Consider the following 18716-nt stretch of genomic DNA (forward strand, 5'->3'; position numbering starts at 1 on the left):
GGGGGCGCGAGGTAGTCGCGCCGCACTCATCTCGCAAGCGCTTAGCGTGCGGCCTTCTGTTCCGCCACCATCGCCGCGACGCTTTCAAGCAGTGCGGGTGCGTCGTAAACGATGCCGTCCTTGATGGTCCAACGCACGCCGCCGACCTGCTCGATTGCGCCAGTCTCGTAATTCAGCTTGGTGTGGCCGGTGCCGTAGAGCAGCTTGAGATTATCGAGAGGGTTGCCCGGAACGATAACAAGATCGGCCAGCTTGCCGATCTGGATCGTGCCCATCGGAGGTGTCTCTCCGCGCGCCTGGTAAATTTCCTCTGCGCCAGCAACGGTTGCCGCGCGGATCACCTCGAGCGGTTCGAGGCCGGCCTCGCGAAGCATCTCGAGTTCGCCGACATAGGCGAAGCCCCAGGTCTGGTAGATGTAGCCCGGGTCCGAGCCTGCGGTGACGCGGCCACCGCGGCGGTGGAACTCCTTCGTCAGGTCAAACCAGTAGCGATAGAACTTGCGCCAGGCGACCTCGTCCTCGGTCGTCCAGTCCTTGTAGTAGCTGCCGTGATTGGTGGCGCTGGGCGCGTAGAAATCCATGAGGCTCGGCAGCGTGAAACGTGCGTGCCAGTCACGGTTCTTCGCCGCCATCACGTCGCGGCTGGCGGAGTAGATATTGAAGGTGGGACTCAGCGTTACCCCGCTCTCGACCAGATGGTCGATATAGGCGTCCCACTCCTCGCTGCCGGGCTCGACCACCTGGTCGGCAAGGCGCGCGACCCAGCCGAAGCGCGATTGTTCGTCGTAGTAATTGTAACCCTTGGGGTAGGTCGGCAGCGCATTGTCGTCGAGCAGGCTTTCGAAATGCCCGTAGAAATGGGTGATGCCGTCCATCCCGAGCTCGACCGCCTTGGCCGCGTTAACGCGCTGCACGCCCGGCTGGGCGAGGTGGGCGACCGATCCGAGACCCTGCTTCTCCGCTTCGTCGAGTGTGGCGGCCAGCATTTCCGGGCTGAGGTTATTGAAGAACTTGATGCCCCAGAAACCCTGCGCCTTTGCCCAGCGTACCCATTCGCGCGCCGCAGCCGGAGTAGCAGGATAGTCGCGGCCCCATTTGTCGCCGAACACAGCATAGGGGAACAAGCGCGGCGCGGTGATGGTGTTGCTCCTGCTGCGCTGCGTATCGGTGAGGTCGGGCTGGCCGGGGCCAAAGAAGAAGGAGACACCGCGCACACTGGTCACCCCATGCGCAAGCCAGAGCTTGTAGCCATAGGAAGGCTGCGCGGCTTTCGACGGATCGCCATTGTGGCCATGTGTGTCGACGAAGCCCGGCATCACGGTCATGCCACTAGCATCGACGATCCGGTCGGCACGGGCGCGCACGTCGGCTGGCGCACCGCCGCCGTGGACGGCTGCAATCCGGTTGCCCTCGACCACGATATCGACGGGACCCATCGGTGGGGCGCCCGATCCTTCGATCATCGTCGCGCCGGAAATGATCAGCGTCTCGTAGGGGCCTTCACCTTCGCCCGTAGCGCGATCCGGCACCGGTTCCATCGTCTGGGCGGTGGCCGACGTTAACCCGAGACTGGCCAGTGCTGCGAGCGCGAATTTCAGAAGTTTCATCGAGACAGTTCCCCTCTTGCGCAGGGGCGTATCTCGCCTCGCCGGGAAAGTGAAGTCGCCAGTGGAACCGACCAGTTCAGCAAGGCGTAAAGCTCCAACAAGGATGATGAGCCGGAATTTCAAAGGAGTAGACATCATGAGACACCTGATCGGAACCGCATTCGCAGCGACGCTTGTTGCGATGCCGGCCCACGCGGCGGAAGTCGTGATCGAGTCCTCCGGACCGGTCGTCGAACTGACCGTGGTCGAGCAGATCGAAGCCGATCCCGATCTCGTGACCGTCGGGGCAGGCGTGACGAGCGAAGCGCCGACCGCCGTCGAGGCGCTGCGGCTGAACTCCGTCGAGATGCGCAAGGTAATCGACCGTCTGAAGGCGCTGGGAGTTGCCGAGCGCGATATCCAGACCACCGGCATCAACCTCAATGCCCGCTATGATTATGACCAGCGTGCCCAGCGGCAGATTTTCCGCGGCTACCAGGCGAGCAACAGGGTCAGCGTGAAACTGCGCGAGGTCGACGAAACTGGCCAAATCCTCGACGCGCTTGTGGTGGCCGGTGCGACTAATCTGGACGGGCCGCGCTTCAGCCTCGAAGACGATAGCCAGGCCAAGGCCACCGCGCGCGCTCGTGCGATGGAGCGCGGGCGTACGCAGGCGCTCGAATATGCGCAACTTGCCGGGTATTCGGAGCTGAGGCTCCTTGAGGTAAACGAGACGATCACTGGGCGCGGCGGCCCGATGCCGCAGATGCGCAATGTCGCGACCATGGATCTGGCCGAAGAGGCGGCCCCGGTTCAGCCCGGGCTGGTCAGTACTGCGGTTAACATAACGGTGAAATACGAGATGGTTCGCTGAACGGGTGACAACCCCGGTATTCACACCTTGTTCAATGCTCTCTGCGTAGTAACACTGCCACTATGAAACAGGTTCTCGCATCACTGCTCGCCTTCGGCCTCGTCGCCGGGCCGATTGCCGCGACTATTGGTGCTGCACCGGCCGAAGCGCAGCGTCGCTCCGACCAGGGCGAGGCGCGTAAGGAGATGCGTGCGGGCAATATCCTGACCTCGCGCGAGATCGAGAACCGGGTGCTGCCCTCCATGCGCGGCGCCGAATATCTCGGCTTCGACTATGACCGTACCGCCATGGCCTATCGCCTGAAATTTATTCGCGACGGCCGAGTTCTTTACGTCGATGTCGATGCTCGCACCGGCCGCATCCTGCGCCGAAGCCGCTGATTTCCGCCATTAGAAACCTCGCGCACCTTGACGCGTTCATGTACATGAACGAGACGCGCAAGAATATTAGCGAGGACGGAAATTCATGAGAATCCTTATCGTCGAAGACGAGCCGACACTCGGCCAGCAGCTGAAGAGCACGCTCGAGCAGAACGGCTACGCCGTCGACCTGTCGACCGATGGCGAGGACGGCCACTTCCTCGGCTCGACCGAAGACTATGACGCTGTAATTCTCGACCTTGGCCTGCCGGAGATCGACGGTCTCACCGTGCTCGGAATGTGGCGCAAGGAGGGGCGCAAGTTCCCTGTCCTCGTGCTCACTGCGCGTGACAGCTGGTCGGACAAGGTTGCCGGCCTCGATGCAGGTGCAGACGATTACCTCGCAAAACCCTTTCAGACCGAAGAACTGATCGCCCGCCTGCGCGCGCTTATCCGCCGCGCTTCGGGCAACACCTCGAGCGAGCTTACGGCTGGCGACGTGCGTCTCGACACGCGCTCGGGCCGCGTCACGCTGAAGGGCGAGCCGGTCAAGCTGACCGCGCAGGAATACAAGCTGCTCAGCTACCTCATGCACCACAAGGGCAAGGTGGTCAGCCGCACCGAACTCATCGAACACATTTACGACCAGGACTTCGACCGCGATTCGAACACGATCGAAGTCTTCGTTACCCGCATCCGCAAGAAGCTGGGTGCAGAAGTGATCACGACCATCCGTGGACTCGGTTACAGCCTCGACGACCCCGCCGACGCACCCCGCGCATCCTGAGGATGTAGCGGGCGAAGCGCGTCCGGCGGAGGGTTCTCCCACCGGCGAAGGCGCTGTGCCCGCGTCCGATCCCGTAACGCTGGGCCACCGGCCCGAGCAGCGCCGCAGCCTTGCCTCGCGGATGATGGTGATCGCGGCGGTGTGGATCGCCGTGCTGCTCGTGGGTGGCGGCTTCGCACTCGATCGCGCGCTCGCCCGGCAAGTTCAGACGAACTTCGACGACCAGCTCGAGTACGTCCTCAACGCCCTGATCGCCTCCGCAGAGGTCGACGACTGGGGCGATGTGCGCTTCTATCGTTCGCTCGGCGACCAGCGCTTTCTCGAAGTGAACAGCGGCGTCTACTGGCAGATCAGCGGGCCGGGGCGCGAACCCTATCCCAGCCGCAGCCTGTGGGACCGCACGCTCGAGGTCGATGGCAGTCACATCGACGACGAGCCCCACTTCTACGACAGCGAGCAGTTCGCGGACGAACCGCTGCGCGTGGTCGAGCGCAATATCATCCTGCCCGACAGTGACACGAGATGGACCTTCACTGTCGCTTCGGCGCGCGAAGAGCTCGATTTCCAGATCGCCCGCATTCGTTCGATCCTGATCTGGAGCTTCGCCGTCCTTGGCCTTGGCCTCCTGATCATGGCGGTGCTGCAAAGCTATTACGGACTCCAGCCGCTCCGGCGCGTGCGCGCGGCGATCCAGTCGATGCGATCGGAGGGCGCGAACCGGATCGAAGAACCGCTGCCCCTCGAAGTCGAACCGCTGGTAGATGAAATCAACGCACTGCTCGCGCACAGCGAGAAACAGGCTGAGGAAGCGCGAACCCATGCCGGCAATCTGGCGCATGCGCTGAAGACCCCGCTGACCGTGCTCACCAATGCTGCGACCGCGCACGATCCCAAGCTTTCGGACCTCGTGTGCCGCGAGACCAAGACTATGCAGCGCCATGTGGAGCACCACCTCGCACGGGCGCGCGCAGTTGGGCGGCGGGCCAGCGGCCATGCCCGGGCGGATGTCTGGTCGAGTGCGGAGAGCGTGCTGCGGGCGGTCACCCGGATTTATGAGAACACGCGTTTCGATCTCGACGGCAATCGCAGTGCGGCCGTGGCGATCGAACGGCAGGACCTCGACGAAATCCTCGGCAACCTGATCGAGAACGCGGCAAAATACGGTGGTGGCAGCGTCTTCGTGACAGTCGACGCCGATCCGATCGACATCGACCACTGCACGATCTGGGTCGAGGATGACGGCATCGGTATTCCCGATGCCGAACGCGACCGAGATCTTCGACCGCGGCGCTCGCCTCGACACGGGCAAGCCGGGCACGGGTCTAGGCCTGGCGATCGTTCGCGACGTGGCAGAGATTTACGGGGGCACTGTCGAACTCGGAGAATCCGAGGACCTGGGCGGCCTCATGGTCTACCTCAAGCTGCCCCGCGCAGGCACGGCTGCTGAAAGCTAGGTCTCGCTGCGCGCCTGTTCGTGGTGGCGGATCACCTCGTCGATGATGAAGCGCAAGAACTTCTCGCTGAACTCGGGATCAAGCTCACTTTCCTCTGCCAGCCTGCGCAAGCGAGCGATCTGGGCCGCCTCGCGAGCGGGATCGGCTGGGGGCAAGGTGACCTTTGCCTTGTAGGCACCTACCGCCTGCGTGATGCGAAACCGTTCGGCCAGCATGTGCACGAGTGCGGCATCGATATTGTCGATGCTCTTGCGAAAACCTGCCAGTGTGGGGTCTTCGCCAGCGGATTGTTGCGCGTCCTGCGTCATGGATTGTCAGATTAGCGGCAAAAGCTCCCTTGCCAAGAAAGCTTAGGCAGGACATGGCCAAGCTGCAATGACTGCCGAAATCGTACCCCTGCCGCGCAAGGGCCCCGAGGCCTCGATCGAGCCCATGCTCGAACTGACTGCCGCGGGCATGAACCAGGTAAACCAGGTCATCCTCGATCGGATGCAGAGCGAGGTTCCGCTCATCCCCGCACTCGCAGGACACCTGATTTCCGGGGGAGGCAAACGCCTGCGCCCCATGCTCACGCTCGCGGGTGCAGAGCTGGTCGGATACAGCGGCACCCGCCACCACAAGCTTGCCGCTGCGGTCGAATTCATTCACACCGCTACCCTACTGCATGACGACGTGGTCGACGGCAGCGATCTTCGGCGTGGCAAGGCGGCCGCTAACATCATCTTCGGCAATCCGGCGACGGTCCTTGTCGGCGACTTCCTCTTCAGCCGCAGCTTCGAGCTGATGACCGAGGACGGCAGCCTCAAGGTCCTCAAGATCCTGTCCGGCGCGAGCGCGATCATCGCCGAGGGCGAGGTCGACCAGCTCACCGCCCAGCGCAAGATCGACACAAGCGAGGAGCGCTACCTCCATATCATCCGCGCCAAGACCGCGGCGCTGTTCGCCGCAGCAAGCCGCATCGCTGCGGTTGTTGCCGAATGCAGCGACGAGGAAGAGCAGGCGCTCGACGAATACGGTCGCAACCTCGGCGTAGCCTTCCAGCTCGTCGACGATGCCCTCGATTACGATTCCGATGCCGCCGCCATGGGCAAGGACCGCGGCGACGATTTCCGCGAAGGCAAGATGACGCTTCCCGTCATCCTCGCCTACGCACGTGGAGACGAGCAGGAGCGCGAATTCTGGAAAGCTGCAATCGCCGGCTTCCGGACTTCGGATGACGACCTAGACGAGGCGATCATGCTCATTGAACGGCACAATGCCGTCGCCGATACCAAGGCCCGTGCGCGCCATTTCGCACAGCGCGCCATCGATGCGCTGTCGATCTTCCCCGATGGCAAGGCGCGCCGCGCCATGACCCAGGCCGCGCTCTTCGCGGTTTCGCGCGGCTACTGACGCAGAAAGGCCCGACCTGCACGGGGCAGGCCGGGCCAATCCGATCCGAAGATATTACTGACGCGTTGCGGTCCAGCGTACCACGCTGCCGTCGCGCGCGTCCGTCGAAACGCCGGACATGGTGTCGCCGTCGATGGTGATGTCGGTGCTCGAAAGCGTCTCACCGTCGCGCGAATAGGTTTCACGGATGGAATTCTCGCCGAGCCTTTCGACCGCGACCATCACGTTGGACTCGCTGCCTTCGATAGCGACCGGTTCGCCGCCAATGGTGGCAGTCCAGCTACCGCCATTGTCGCTGCTCGTCAGCGTCTCGCCATCGATCGCGTAGGTGAAGGCGAGCCCTTCTTCGGTTATGTCGGCGACATCGCTAACTGCCCATTCGCCAGAGACGGCATGCGAGCCATCGGCGCCCGCCGAGGTGCGCGTGAACATCGTGGTACCTGTGACAGGTGTGTCGCCGTCCAAGTTTGTCCATTCGGCGGTTGCCGACTGGCCGTCCTCGCTCACGGTCCATACTGCGCCGCCCATTTCCTTGTCGCCCAGCCGACTGCTGAAGCGGACGGTGTTTTCGTCGACGATTTCGATCTTCTGACCGTCGACTCCGGGACGATCGACCGTCTGCCATTCGCCGTCTGCGGCATAGCCATAGGGCGGGGTGCAGCTGTCACACTGGAACTGTCCGTCTGCCAGCGTGAAATTGCGTGTGTCGTTCTCGAACTCTGCAGTATCGAGATTGACCTTCCAGGTGCCGGCGAGGCCGCCAGCTTCGGCAACTGCCTCGGTTTCGGCGGTTTCGCTGCAGGCGCTCATGCCCATGGCCATCGTAACGGCGGCCAGTGCGGTCATCATCTTTTTCATAAACCTCTCCCTTGTTGTGCGGCCCTTCGTCGGCCCGCCTGTTGGCGGTGCGGCGACAAAAAACCCCACCTCTCCGACCCGACCGGAGAAGCAAGGAATGCGGCTAGATAGCAGGATTTCTGAGGTTTCAGCAAATGCAACGGAAATCCCGTCGCATAACAACGGATTGGGAATTCCGGCCTGTTCGGGGGCTGTGCGCGATGAGGATGTGTGCGAATAGCGCCTTCGTGACCGACCGCCTTCCGATTCACGACGTGCTCCAGGACTTGCTCGCAGCCCTGCGCAGCAAGAGCGGAGCAGTGCTGGTGGCACCTCCGGGTGCGGGCAAGACTACTGCCGTTGCACCTGCCCTGATCCGGGAGGAATGGTGCACAGGTACCGTCATCCTGACCTCTCCCCGCCGCGTGGCCGCGCGTGCCGCTGCCGAGCGCATGGCACAGATGCTGGGCGAAAAGCCGGGCGAGACCATCGGATACCTCACGAGGCTCGACAGCAAGCGCTCGGCGAAGACGCGGGTACTCGTTGTGACCGAGGCGATCTTCGTGAACACGATCCTCGACGATCCAGAACTTCCCGGCGTTTCGGCGGTGCTCCTCGACGAGGCGCATGAGCGGCATCTCGATACCGATCTCGGCCTTGCCCTCTCGCTGGAAACACAGGGCGTGCTGCGCGAAGACCTGCGCGTGCTGGTGATGTCGGCGACGATCGACGGGGCGCGCTTTGCTGCCCTGATGGGCGAGGACACACCCGTGATCGAGAGCGAGGGCCGCGCTTTCCCGCTCGCTATCCGCTGGCTCGGTTCGTCACCGCAAGAGCGGGTCGAGGACGCGATGGCATCGGCTATCGCAACGGCGTGGAAAGAGCAGGAGGGCGATATCCTAGCGTTCCTGCCGGGTGTGGGCGAGATCGAGCGGACGCGCGAACGGCTGGAAGCGAGGCTGTCCAGCGCATTGGTGCTCCCACTTCACGGGCAAGTGCAGCCAGCCGAGCAGCGGGCGGCAATCCGCCGCGATCCGCAAGGAAGGCGCCGCATCGTGCTGGCGACGGCGATTGCCGAGACCTCGCTGACGCTCGACGGCGTTTCGGTAGTGGTCGATGCGGGACTTTCGCGAAGAGCTGAGTTCGACCGGGCCGCTGGCACAACGCATCTCGTCACCCACCGCGCGAGCCAGGCGGCAGCCGCGCAAAGGGCAGGGCGTGCCGCGCGCCAAGGGCCGGGTGTGGCCTATCGCCTCTGGGAGGAGGGCGGCCATGCAGGGCGGCCCCGCTTCGATCCGCCCGAGATCGAGACCGCCGACCTCGCGCCCCTGGTGCTCGATCTGGCGAAATGGGGAACCGGCGATCCGGCGAGCCTGCAATGGCTGGACAGCCCGCCAGAAGCTTCGGTCATGGCGGCACGAACTACACTGTCAGGACTGGGCGCGCTCGATGCTAAGGGGCGGATCACCGATTTTGGCAAGCGGCTGGCGAGCCTGCCGCTTGATCCGTCTTCGGCCGCGACGGTCCTGTTTGGCGCCGAACACGGCGATGCGGAAACCGCAGCGCGCCTTGTCCTGCTACTGCAGGAGCGCGGGCTCGGCGGGCGCGGAGAAGACCTCGAGGCACGCCTTTCGCGCTGGAATGCAGATCTCGGATCGCGCGCCGAAGCCAGTCGCAAGCTGGCTGGCCGCTGGGCGAAACAGGCGCGTTCGCTTTTTACCGATAGCGGGAAGGACGGTGTGCCACTCGCCATCCTGCTTGCAGCCGGTCGACCGGAGTTCATCGCCAAGCGGCGCGATCCCTCGGGGGAGAACTGGATCGCGGCCGGCGGTCGCGGCTTCATGCTAGACCCGGCATCCCCGCTGGCCCGGGCGCAGTTCCTCGTGATCGGCGATGCGCAGGGGCAGGCCAGGGGAGCGCGCATCACCTCGGCGATAGCGCTCGAGGAGGCCGACCTTCTTCACTGGCTCGGTGATAGGATCGAGAAGCGCTCGGTCGCGCGCTGGAAGGACGGCAGGGTCGAAGCGCGGCTCGAGCGACGGCTTGGCGCGATCACGCTTTCCAGCGGGCCCGACCCGGACCCCGATCCCGAGCTGCTTGTGGGTATCCTTGCGGACAAGGCTCTGGAAAACTTGGGGAAGCTGATTCCTGCCGAGTTGCAGGCGCGAGCCGCATTCATCGGGCTGCAGGCCTTGGCGGAAGAGCGGCTTGCTGCAAACGCCGATCTCTGGCTCGCCCCGCTACTGGAGGGCAAGCGCAACCTAGAGATTGGCAAAGGCAAGCTGGTGGACGCCTTGCTGGGTTTGCTCGACTGGAACGACCGGCAGCGGCTCGACAGCGAGGCGCCGCGCGAGTTCACATCGCCAGCGGGCACGACGCATAGGATCGATTACATCGGCGACGATGCGCCCAGCGTCGAGGTGCGCGTGCAGGCGCTGTTCGGCCTCGAACGCCATCCGATGATCGGCAATACGCCCCTGCTGCTCAAGCTCACAAGCCCTGCCGGCCGCCCGATCCAGTCGACCCGCGACCTGCCGGGATTCTGGCGCGGGAGCTGGGCCGATGTGCGCAAGGACATGAAGGGCCGCTACCCCAAGCACCGCTGGCCCGAGGAACCATGGGCGGAAAAGCCTAGTTTGAAGACCAAGAACGCCTTTTCAAAAGGCGAAGGCTGAATTACAGGGCGCCCACTATGGCAGCACGTATCTACCAAAGGCCGCAGAGCGCGATGCAGTCGGGCAGGGCCCGTACCGACGAGTGGGTGCTCGAGTTCGAACAGTCCGAAGCCCGCCGTGCAGACCCGCTGATGGGCTGGACCGGCAGCGGCGATACGCAGGCACAGGTGCAGCTTACCTTCCCGAGCAAGGACGAGGCCAAGGCCTATGCCGGGAAATACGGCATCCCCGCGCGCGTCCATGCCACCCCGCCGCACACGCTGAAGCTGCAGGCATACGCCGATAATTTTAGGTAATTGATTTCTGGCCCCGGCATCGCCATATGGCGCGCCGGGAGTCGGGTGGACGTTTGCGTTCGCTCACCGGGTCAGGTCCGGAAGGAAGCAGCCCAGGTGAATTGCGGCGGGTCGCTCGGCTCCTTTTTCACCCACAATTCGCACGTCACACTATGTGACATTCGGCGCATCTGCGCCTACCTAATCCTGCATGGGTGATTCACCGGAGAATACCGACGGACTTCCGTGGGAGAGCGACGTCGAAGACGACGCACCGAGCGCCGCCGAACTGGAGGCTGCCGGGCAGAATTCCATGTTCGGAGACGCGCCCGAGCCTGCGCCTGCAGAGCCTATCGTGGAAAAGCCCGCCGAACCGGCGCCTGCTCCGGTCGAGGCGCCTGCTGCCGCACCGTCGGAACCTGCGCAGCCTTACCGCGTGCTTGCGCGCAAGTATCGCCCGCAGACCTTCTCCGAACTGATCGGACAGGATGCGATGGTGCGCACGCTGGCGAACGCCATCGCGCGTGACCGGCTGGCGCATGCCTTTCTGATGACCGGTGTACGCGGGGTCGGGAAAACTTCGACCGCGCGTCTTATCGCCAAGGCTCTGAACTGCATCGGTCCCGACGGCGAGGGTGGTCCAACGATCAGCCCCTGCGGCGTGTGCGAACCGTGCCAGGCGATTGCCGAAGGCCGCCACATCGACGTGATCGAGATGGACGCCGCCTCGCATACCGGCGTCGACGACGTGCGCGAGATCATCGAGGCGGTCCGCTATGCGGCGGTGTCAGCGCGCTATAAGATCTATATCATCGACGAGGTCCACATGCTCTCGCGCAACGCGTTCAACGCGTTGCTCAAGACGCTGGAGGAACCGCCGGCGCATGTGAAATTCCTCTTCGCCACCACCGAAGTCGACAAGCTTCCGATCACCGTGCTCAGCCGCACGCAGCGCTTCGACCTGCGCCGCATCCCGGTCGAACTACTCGAAGCCCATTTCGCCGAAATCTGCCGCAAGGAAGGTGTCGAGGCGGAAGAAGAGGCGCTCCACATCATCGCCAATGCCGCCGAAGGTTCGGTGCGCGACGGCCTCTCGATCCTCGACCAGGCCATCGCCCATGCCGACATGGACACAGGCGGCAAGGTCACGGCAGAGCGCGTGCGCGACATGCTCGGCCTTGCCGATCGCGGTGCGCAGCGGCGGCTCTTCGCGCATATCCTCGACGGCGATGCCAAGGCGACGCTGGCGGCGGTGGACGACCAGTATGCGCTCGGCGTGGAGCCGCTGGCGCTCATGCGCAGCCTCATGGACCTCACCCACCGCATCGCGCTGGCGCAGGTCTCGGGCGGCGAGGCAGAGGCCTCTACCGCGGAAGAACGCGAGCAGCTGACCGAATGGGCTGAAAGGCTCGATGTGGGGCAGGTGCATCGCCTTTGGCAGCTCCTGCTCAAGGGGCATGACGAAGTTCGCCAGGCACCTGATCCTTTGGTCTCGGCACGGATGGCGCTGCTGCGCGTCCTGCATGCCTCGAACCTCCCTGATCCCGGCAAGCTGGCGAAGAAGCTGGAGGAGCTCGCCGCGCGCGGCCCTGCTCCTGCTGCGACTTCGGGCGAAAACGCGGCGCCGGCTACCACGGCATCACTCGATTGGGAGGAACTGGTCGAGAAGGTCGATCAGGTCGGCCAGATGCAGGCGGCGAACCTGATGCGCTACCAGGTCAGGCCGATCAGCGTCGAAGAAGGCAAGCTGGTCTATTCGCGCGATCCGCGGTTCGACCAGGATATCGAACCGATCCTGAAAGATGCGCTATATGCGGTGTCCGGCACGCGCTGGCAGCTGGAAGTCGGTGATCCAGCCATGGCAGTCCCCTCGATCGAGGAGGCCAAGCAGGCCAAGGTCGAGGCTGCGAAAGCCGCCATGCGCGAACATCCGATGGTGAAAGCGGTTGAAGCTGCCTTCCCCGATGCCGAAATGTTGGAAGACGGCGCCGAACTCCCCCGCAGCGGCGCGAAATACCCTGGAACCGCAGGGCCTGAGAACGAGGAAAGACCGATGAAATCGATGGAAGAGATGATCGCTGCCGCCCAGAAGGCCGCCGAGACGATCCAGACCCAGATGAACGAAGCGCAGGCCAAGCTCGACACGATCGAGGTCGAAGGTTCGGCTGGCGGTGGCCTCGTGAAGGTCCGCGCGACCGCCCGCGGCCGCATCATCGGCGTCGATATCGACGAGAGCCTGATGAAGCCCGAAGAAAAGCAGATGGTGGAAGATCTCGTCGCTGCCGCCTTCAACGATGCGCGCGACAAGGCCGATCGCAAGTCGGCCGAGGAGATGCAGGCCATCCAAGGCGGCATGGGCCTTCCGCCGGGCATGAACATCCCCGGTTTCGGCTGATCACGAGCCCGGGAGCGGTTTAACCACCGCCAATCCCCAAGATTAGACGCCTCCCGCGTTGCGAAGCGCGGGGGGCGTTCCCATATTCGTATCCAACACACGGTCCCTTTCGGGGCCGCAGATGGACAGTATGAATATGACCGAGACCTTTCCCCTCCTTCCGCTTCGCGACATCGTCGTTTTCCCCGGCATGGTCGTCCCGCTTTTCGTGGGTCGCGACAAGTCGGTAGCGGCGCTCGAGAAGGCGATGGAAGGATCGAAAGACATCTTCCTGCTCTCGCAGCTCGATCCGGGCTGTGACGATCCGGAAGGTTCCGATCTCTACGACACCGGCGTCATTGCGCAGGTGCTGCAACTGCTCAAGCTGCCCGATGGCACGGTTCGCGTGCTGGTCGAAGGGCAGGAGCGTGCCAAGCTCGAAGCATTGCACAATGTCAGCGACCATGTCGCCGCCGAAGTCACGATCATCGAGGAGCCGACCGCCTCGGGCACCGAGATCAGCGCAATGATGCGCCAGGTGGTCGAGCAGTTCGGCGAATACGCCAAGCTCAACAAGAAGATCGGCGAAGACGCTGCCGAACAGCTCGGCGAGATCGATGATGCCGGAGAGCTGGCCGATACGATCGCTGCCGCGATCAACGCCAAGGTTTCCGACAAGCAGTCGCTTCTGGTCGAACCCGATCCGCTGAAGCGCCTCGAGATGGTGATGTCCTTCATGGAAGGCGAGCTATCGGTGCTGCAGGTGGAGCGCCGTATCCGTGGCCGCGTGAAGCGGCAGATGGAAAAAACGCAGCGCGAATATTACCTCAACGAGCAGCTCAAGGCGATCCAGAACGAGCTGGGCGACGGTGACGAGGACGGCGGCAACGAGATCGCCGAACTGACCGAGAAGATTGGCAAGACCAAGCTTTCCAAGGAAGCGCGCGCCAAGGCCGAAAGCGAGCTCAAGAAGCTCAAGGCCATGCAGCCTATGAGCGCCGAGGCGACCGTCATCCGCAACTATCTCGACGTGCTGCTCGGCCTGCCCTGGGGCAAGAAGAGCAAGGTCAAGAAGGACATCGGCAAGGCGCAGGAGATCCTCGATGCGGATCATTATGCGCTGGAGAAGGTCAAGGACCGGATCATCGAATATCTCGCCGTGCAGGCGCGTACCAACAAGCTGAAAGGCCCGATCCTGTGCCTCGTCGGCCCTCCCGGCGTCGGCAAGACCTCGCTCGGCAAGTCGATCGCCAAGGCGACTGGCCGCGAGTTCATTCGCCAGTCGCTGGGCGGCGTGCGTGACGAGGCGGAAATCCGGGGCCACCGCCGGACCTACATCGGATCGCTTCCGGGCAAGATCGTCACCAACCTCAAGAAGGCGGGTAAGAGTAACCCGCTCTTCCTGCTCGACGAGATCGATAAGCTGGGACAGGACTTCCGCGGCGATCCGGCTTCGGCGCTGCTCGAAGTGCTCGACCCCGAACAGAACAACAAGTTCCAGGACCACTACCTGGAACTCGACCTGGATTTGTCGGACATCATGTTCGTCACAACGGCGAACAGCCTCAACCTGCCGCAGCCGCTGCTCGACCGCATGGAGATCATCCGGCTCGAGGGTTACACCGAGGATGAAAAGGTCGAGATCGCGACCCGCCACCTCCTGCCCAAGCAGGTCAAGGACCATGGCCTCAAGGACGGCGAATTCGAGCTGACTGAAGACGGCCTGCGCGACCTCATCCGCTACTACACGCGCGAGGCGGGCGTACGTACGCTCGAACGCGAGCTGGCGCGCTTGGCCCGAAAGAGCCTGCGAAAGATCCTCGAAGGCAAGGCCGAGAGCGTCACAATCACACCGGAGAACCTCTCGGACTTCGCTGGCGTGCGCAAGTTCAAGCATGGCATGAGCGAGGAAGAAGCGCAGGTCGGTGCGGTCACCGGTCTCGCGTGGACAGAGGTGGGCGGCGAGCTGCTCACCATCGAGAGCGTCACCACGCCTGGCAAGGGCGAGATCAAGACCACCGGCAAGCTCGGCGAAGTGATGAACGAGAGTGTCGCTGCGGCCTTCAGTTTCGTGAAGGCACGCGCGCCGCACTACGGGATCAAGCCGAGCATCTTCCAGCGCAAGAACATCCACATCCACCTTCCCGAAGGTGCGGTGCCCAAGGACGGTCCGAGCGCGGGTATCGGCATGGTCACCTCGATCGTCTCGACGCTTTCGGGCGTTTCGGTGCGGCCCGATGTCGCGATGACCGGCGAGGTCACCCTGCGTGGCCGCGTGCTTCCGATCGGCGGCCTGAAAGAGAAGCTGCTCGCGGCGCTTCGCGGTGGCATCAAGAAGGTCCTCATTCCGGAAGAGAACGTGAAGGATCTCGCCGAGATTCCGGAAAACGTGAAGGAAGGTCTGGAGATCGTGCCTGTCGCACATGTCGACGAAGTGCTCGAGCACGCACTCAGCTCGCTGCCCGCTCCGATCGAGTGGACCGAGGCCGACGATCTCGCCAGCCAGCCCGGTCAGGCTCATGGCGGGGCAAGCCCGCCGACCGCGCATTAACAAAAGATACGCTGCACCGCAGCGAATCGCGACGGGCACTCAGAGTTAATTCTGGGTGTCGGTAGTGCTTGCCGACGGCCTGCCTGATCAATTCGTCGCAGAAATCGAATTCGCAGGCTGAAAACCGCCCATTTTCGCGGAATTTGCCTTTGACAGTGAGACCAAAAGCCTCTCAATTCCCCGCTTCCCGGCGAGACGATTCACCGGACAAAATTCAAAACACCAGATGAGGGGGTTCCCACATAATGAATAAGAACGATCTGATCGGCGCGGTTGCAGATTCGAGCGGCCTTTCGAAGAGCGATGCAGCAAGCGCGGTCGAAGGCGTTTTCGATGCAATCACCAAGTCGCTGTCGAACGGCGACGAAGTGCGCCTGGTCGGCTTCGGCACGTTCTCGGTCGCAAAGCGCAAGGCCTCGACCGGCCGTAACCCGCGCACCGGCGAACCGATGAACATTCCGGCTTCGAACCAGCCGAAGTTCAAGGCCGGCAAGGGCCTCAAGGACGCCGTCAACTAAGACGCGCCTTCAAACAGGGATCGAGCGCCGCAGCGACCACCTCGGTCGCTGCGGCGTTTCCCTTTTCAGGGCCCGGTAAAAAGCTTCAGTTGAAGGTGATCAGCGCGGTCGGCGCCTGCTCGGTACGCGGGCTGATTTCCCAGACCAGCGCTTCGCCGCGCGAGTGGGCAACCGGACCCTCGTCGGTATTGTTGGCGAGGATGCGCCCATCGGTCACAATGGTGAAGGTCCCCTCTGGCACGACGATCTTGCCGGGATCCTGTCCTTCCGCACCTTCGGACATCTGGGCGAGGCCGGCCATACCCGCCATCATGCCCTGCATCGGATTGCCGCCGCCCTGTGCCGCGAAGCCGGGCGCATCGACGCGAACCTGCCCGCCATCGCGCAGCACCATGGTGACGAACATATTGCCCATCGGCATCTTCTCGATCACCGGGAACGCGAAGTCGTGGGTCATGCTGCCCGAAATGCGGAAATCGACGTCGAACAGACCGTCGCCCTTGTAGGTGACCTCTTCCCAGCCACGCTGGCGGGCGAGCTTGTCTGCCAGTTCCTGCGCCGCCTCGGGGTTCGACGGATCGATCCCGCCGAGAAAGGCCTTCATATTCTCGGCTTCTTCCTTCTGCTTGGCTTCGCGCTGGCTGGCAGCCGCATCCCACTCGGCGCGCTGCTCGTTCGTTTCGGCGAGCGTGCACTCGCGCTCTTCGAATTCCTCGTCGTAGCACTCGGCTTTGAATTCCTCGGGCTTGTCCGCCATCTGCGCGAGCTTCGAGAGCGCCAGCATCTGGATTTCGCCATCGTAGGAATAGCTGAAGGTGCCGTCCTTCATGAGCTGCAGTTCGCTGGTGAATGCGCCCGGCGACAGGAGGCAGCCCGTGAGCGCCAGCGAACTTGCGGCGGCCAGAGCCACCGCGCGGATTTTCGTCGAGTTGTAGTTCACGTCCAATTTCCCCCTGAGCCGGATTTCAGCCTCGTGTTGCGGCAGCGTATAGCGCAATTGCAGCTGCGTTGGACACGTTGAGGCTTTCGATTTCGTTAGAGATCGGAAGTTTCGCCAATGCGTCGCAATGCGTCTCGATATTGTGGCGCATGCCTTCGCCTTCCGCGCCAAGGACGATCGCGACGGGCCCGGCAGGCAAGGCCTCGGCGAAAGTGGTCTCTGTGTGCCCGGTCAGGCCTATGCGCCAGTATCCGGCCTCTGCCATCTCTTCCATCGCTCGGGCGAGGTTCACGACACGGATCCACGGCAGCGTCTCGAGAGCGCCCGAAGCCGACTTGGCGATAACCCCGCCTTCGGGCGGCGCGTGGCGATCCTGCGTCACCAGTGCCGCAGCATTGAACGCGACCGCACTGCGCATGATCGCGCCGACGTTGTGCGGGTCCGTAACCTGGTCGAGCACCACGATCGGTCGGGCAGGATCGCCGTCGAGCACTTCGTCGAGGAACTTGTCCTCGAGCTGCGCGCATTCGAGCACCAGGCCTTGGTGCGGAGCATCCTTGGCGACGAGCCGCGCGAGATCCTGCACATCGGCATATTCCACGGGGAAATCGGGCGGCAGTTCGCCGTCCAGCGAGGCAATGCCCTCGCGCGTCGCCCACAGCTTGCGGTGCTGCCGGTCGGGGTTCTTGAGCGCTGCCTCGACCGCGTGGCGGCCCCAGAGCCGCACGTTGCCTGCTCCAGCACGGCCGCTGCCGCGTCCGCCCTTCATGCGGCCGGCCCGGCCCCTCAATGCGCGTTTGCGTTCGCCTTTTGCCATGGAAATCGTCCTCAATTCGATATTGCGTCGCGCTCCTGCCAGCGAGGGCATTGACAGGCAAGCGCCGCTTCGCCAAAGGGGCGCCTCTCGGCAGGGGATGCCTAGGCGAATCCCCGCAAATTTCTCTTCCGACAAGAGAATGGCGAACCGGTGTGGACAGGTGGCCGAGTGGTTAAAGGCAGCAGACTGTAAATCTGCCCGCGCAAGCGTACGCTGGTTCGAATCCAGCCCTGTCCACCACCGCCCTGCCTCACCTTCGACAGCAAGTGCGCCCCTTCGCGCGCCGTGGCCAAGGCCAGTCTTAGCTGAACAGGTGCGATATCAGATTATAGCGTACCCCCGAGGTCGTCTCCTGAACTTCGTGTAGCAGCGAGGAAGAGAAAACCATCGCAGTGCCTGCGGGCACGCGGTAGCCCTTCGGACTGAATTCCTTGAAGGCGATTTCACCGCCTTCGTAATCGTCGTTGAGGCTCATCGACAATGCGAAACGGCGATGCGCTCCGGGCGGGCTGGTGTTGTCGCGATGGCCCATGGTGAACCCTTCGCGCTTGCCCACATAGCGCGCAATGTGAAGGTCCTCGCGTCGGGTCACGTCGAACGAGAACGCCTTCTTGATCATCGGCGTCACTCTTCCGAAAATCCGCTCGTCGAGAAACGCGAGTGTGTTCTTGTCCTTGACGATGAGATCCACGCGATCCTGCCGGTCGTGTTCATAGACCGGGATCGAATAGTTCCCGGCGATCTCTCCAGGCCGCGGCCGTCGCACCATGAACGGGCTATCCGTCTCTGCTGATTCGACCAGCTTGCCGCATTCTTCGGGCGACAGGACGTTAGGCACGATCAGGACCGGTGCATGTGGCGGGCTCCAGCGCATTTCCTCGGCCGCCTTTGCGCTATCGAGTTGTTCCATAATCGTCTCCAGCGTTGCGTCCGCGTCCGTTTCAAGATCGTACCAGCTGCGGACTTGCCGGTATGGCGTTACCATGACCAACCGGACTGCCTCGTCGCTTCCCTTGTGCAAGCCATGGGTTGCGAAAATGCCGCCCGATGAGTCGCAGGCGATCGGCCAAGGAAAGCCGGTCGCACGTTTTATCTTCTTATTGTAATCGGCATCGCTCGACGCGCTGATCGCGATGACCGTCGTATTGGCAGCGCTCAAGCGTGGTTCGAGCGCTGCGAGCGACTTCATGAGTGAGATCGTATCGTCCATGTAAGGATCGCTCAGGAAAACCACGAGAACGTAGCGCCCCGATACGTGGTCGTCGTTCAAGGCGATC

15 protein-coding genes, 1 tRNA gene, 1 other RNA gene and 2 pseudogenes are annotated in these 18716 nt (G+C 63.2%); 13 read left to right on the forward strand and 6 right to left on the reverse strand.

The features are described from left to right. Positions 1-41: 41 nt before the first annotated feature. Positions 42-1607, reverse strand: a complete 1566-nt coding sequence (locus ACZ1G8_RS10620) for an amidohydrolase family protein (protein WP_472679374.1) — start codon at positions 1605-1607, stop codon at positions 42-44. Between the two features lie 136 nt (positions 1608-1743). On the opposite strand from ACZ1G8_RS10620, the gene ACZ1G8_RS10625 reads away from it, so the two are divergent. From ACZ1G8_RS10625 to ACZ1G8_RS10640, 4 genes and pseudogenes are all read left to right on the forward strand, one after another. Beyond that, the gene (locus tag ACZ1G8_RS10625; RefSeq protein WP_472679375.1) at positions 1744-2460 is read left to right on the forward strand and encodes an SIMPL domain-containing protein; all 717 of its coding nucleotides are present in this window, start codon (positions 1744-1746) and stop codon (positions 2458-2460) included. 62 nt (positions 2461-2522) lie between these two features. Next, positions 2523-2840, forward strand: a complete 318-nt coding sequence (locus tag ACZ1G8_RS10630) for a PepSY domain-containing protein (RefSeq protein WP_472679376.1) — start codon at positions 2523-2525, stop codon at positions 2838-2840. 85 nt (positions 2841-2925) lie between these two features. Next, on the forward strand, positions 2926-3606 hold the full coding sequence (locus tag ACZ1G8_RS10635; protein ID WP_221428849.1) for a response regulator transcription factor: 681 nt from the start codon (positions 2926-2928) through the stop codon (positions 3604-3606). Next, positions 3554-5060: pseudogene (locus ACZ1G8_RS10640) on the forward strand (sensor histidine kinase). The gene ACZ1G8_RS10635 and the pseudogene ACZ1G8_RS10640 overlap by 53 nt, the downstream one beginning before the upstream one ends. Here the strand turns inward: ACZ1G8_RS10640 and ACZ1G8_RS10645 are convergent. Continuing rightward, on the reverse strand, positions 5057-5368 hold the full coding sequence (locus tag ACZ1G8_RS10645; RefSeq protein ID WP_472679377.1) for a chorismate mutase: 312 nt from the start codon (positions 5366-5368) through the stop codon (positions 5057-5059). The pseudogene ACZ1G8_RS10640 and the gene ACZ1G8_RS10645 sit on opposite strands and share 4 nt — an antisense overlap. A 67-nt stretch (positions 5369-5435) precedes the next feature. Between ACZ1G8_RS10645 and ACZ1G8_RS10650 the strand changes: the two genes are divergently transcribed. Further along, positions 5436-6452: a polyprenyl synthetase family protein gene (locus ACZ1G8_RS10650; RefSeq protein WP_472679378.1), complete on the forward strand. Its 1017-nt coding sequence runs from the start codon at positions 5436-5438 to the stop codon at positions 6450-6452. 54 nt (positions 6453-6506) lie between these two features. Here ACZ1G8_RS10650 and ACZ1G8_RS10655 read toward each other — a convergent pair whose 3' ends face one another. Next, positions 6507-7310 (reverse strand): hypothetical protein, encoded by an 804-nt coding sequence (locus ACZ1G8_RS10655; RefSeq protein WP_472679379.1) that lies wholly within the window; start codon positions 7308-7310, stop codon positions 6507-6509. A gap of 206 nt (positions 7311-7516) precedes the next feature. Between ACZ1G8_RS10655 and hrpB the strand changes: the two genes are divergently transcribed. From hrpB to ACZ1G8_RS10690, 7 genes and pseudogenes are all read left to right on the forward strand, one after another. Beyond that, positions 7517-9964, forward strand: coding sequence for an ATP-dependent helicase HrpB (gene hrpB, locus ACZ1G8_RS10660; protein WP_472681241.1), 2448 nt, complete (start codon positions 7517-7519; stop codon positions 9962-9964). Between the two features lie 17 nt (positions 9965-9981). Beyond that, positions 9982-10260 carry an ETC complex I subunit gene (locus ACZ1G8_RS10665; RefSeq protein ID WP_472679380.1) on the forward strand — a complete coding sequence of 93 codons (279 nt, stop codon included), beginning with the start codon at positions 9982-9984 and terminating at the stop codon, positions 10258-10260. A gap of 34 nt (positions 10261-10294) precedes the next feature. Continuing rightward, an RNA gene (gene ffs, locus ACZ1G8_RS10670) (signal recognition particle sRNA small type) lies at positions 10295-10389 on the forward strand. Positions 10390-10450: 61 nt separating this feature from the next. Next, a pseudogene (locus ACZ1G8_RS10675) lies at positions 10451-12247 on the forward strand (DNA polymerase III subunit gamma/tau); the annotation flags it as partial. Between the two features lie 45 nt (positions 12248-12292). Continuing rightward, on the forward strand, positions 12293-12634 hold the full coding sequence (locus ACZ1G8_RS10680) for a YbaB/EbfC family nucleoid-associated protein (protein WP_221428843.1): 342 nt from the start codon (positions 12293-12295) through the stop codon (positions 12632-12634). 136 nt (positions 12635-12770) lie between these two features. Continuing rightward, on the forward strand, positions 12771-15164 hold the full coding sequence (gene lon / locus ACZ1G8_RS10685; protein WP_472681242.1) for an endopeptidase La: 2394 nt from the start codon (positions 12771-12773) through the stop codon (positions 15162-15164). Positions 15165-15409: 245 nt separating this feature from the next. Further along, positions 15410-15682, forward strand: coding sequence for an HU family DNA-binding protein (locus tag ACZ1G8_RS10690; RefSeq protein WP_221428842.1), 273 nt, complete (start codon positions 15410-15412; stop codon positions 15680-15682). An 85-nt stretch (positions 15683-15767) separates the two neighbouring features. On the opposite strand, the gene ACZ1G8_RS10695 is transcribed toward ACZ1G8_RS10690, so the two are convergent. Beyond that, the gene (locus ACZ1G8_RS10695; protein WP_472679381.1) at positions 15768-16622 is read right to left on the reverse strand and encodes a hypothetical protein; all 855 of its coding nucleotides are present in this window, start codon (positions 16620-16622) and stop codon (positions 15768-15770) included. 25 nt (positions 16623-16647) lie between these two features. Continuing rightward, on the reverse strand, positions 16648-17439 hold the full coding sequence (rlmB, locus tag ACZ1G8_RS10700; RefSeq protein WP_472679382.1) for a 23S rRNA (guanosine(2251)-2'-O)-methyltransferase RlmB: 792 nt from the start codon (positions 17437-17439) through the stop codon (positions 16648-16650). A gap of 154 nt (positions 17440-17593) precedes the next feature. On the opposite strand from rlmB, the gene ACZ1G8_RS10705 reads away from it, so the two are divergent. Further along, positions 17594-17679, forward strand: a tRNA-Tyr gene (locus ACZ1G8_RS10705). A 61-nt stretch (positions 17680-17740) separates the two neighbouring features. On the opposite strand, the gene ACZ1G8_RS10710 is transcribed toward ACZ1G8_RS10705, so the two are convergent. Continuing rightward, complete coding sequence (locus ACZ1G8_RS10710) at positions 17741-18709, reverse strand: hypothetical protein (protein WP_472679383.1); 969 nt, start codon at positions 18707-18709, stop codon at positions 17741-17743. Between the last annotated feature and the right edge of the window lie 7 nt (positions 18710-18716).

The sequence above is a fragment of the Qipengyuania sp. BR81-2 genome, assembly GCF_055693895.1.

What these genes read in the sequence shown, in the direction of transcription:
- lon (WP_472681242.1), top strand. Translation starts at nt 12,771, where the DNA reads ATGACCGAGACCTTTCCCCTCCTTCCGCTTCGCGACATCGTCGTTTTC.
- ACZ1G8_RS10650 (WP_472679378.1), top strand. Translation starts at nt 5,436, where the DNA reads ATGACTGCCGAAATCGTACCCCTGCCGCGCAAGGGCCCCGAGGCCTCG.
- ACZ1G8_RS10630 (WP_472679376.1), top strand. Translation starts at nt 2,523, where the DNA reads ATGAAACAGGTTCTCGCATCACTGCTCGCCTTCGGCCTCGTCGCCGGG.
- ACZ1G8_RS10680 (WP_221428843.1), top strand. Translation starts at nt 12,293, where the DNA reads ATGAAATCGATGGAAGAGATGATCGCTGCCGCCCAGAAGGCCGCCGAG.
- ACZ1G8_RS10645 (WP_472679377.1), bottom strand. Translation starts at nt 5,368, where the DNA reads ATGACGCAGGACGCGCAACAATCCGCTGGCGAAGACCCCACACTGGCA.
- ACZ1G8_RS10655 (WP_472679379.1), bottom strand. Translation starts at nt 7,310, where the DNA reads ATGAAAAAGATGATGACCGCACTGGCCGCCGTTACGATGGCCATGGGC.
- hrpB (WP_472681241.1), top strand. Translation starts at nt 7,517, where the DNA reads ATGTGTGCGAATAGCGCCTTCGTGACCGACCGCCTTCCGATTCACGAC.
- ACZ1G8_RS10635 (WP_221428849.1), top strand. Translation starts at nt 2,926, where the DNA reads ATGAGAATCCTTATCGTCGAAGACGAGCCGACACTCGGCCAGCAGCTG.
- ACZ1G8_RS10620 (WP_472679374.1), bottom strand. Translation starts at nt 1,607, where the DNA reads ATGAAACTTCTGAAATTCGCGCTCGCAGCACTGGCCAGTCTCGGGTTA.
- rlmB (WP_472679382.1), bottom strand. Translation starts at nt 17,439, where the DNA reads ATGGCAAAAGGCGAACGCAAACGCGCATTGAGGGGCCGGGCCGGCCGC.
- ACZ1G8_RS10690 (WP_221428842.1), top strand. Translation starts at nt 15,410, where the DNA reads ATGAATAAGAACGATCTGATCGGCGCGGTTGCAGATTCGAGCGGCCTT.
- ACZ1G8_RS10665 (WP_472679380.1), top strand. Translation starts at nt 9,982, where the DNA reads ATGGCAGCACGTATCTACCAAAGGCCGCAGAGCGCGATGCAGTCGGGC.
- ACZ1G8_RS10625 (WP_472679375.1), top strand. Translation starts at nt 1,744, where the DNA reads ATGAGACACCTGATCGGAACCGCATTCGCAGCGACGCTTGTTGCGATG.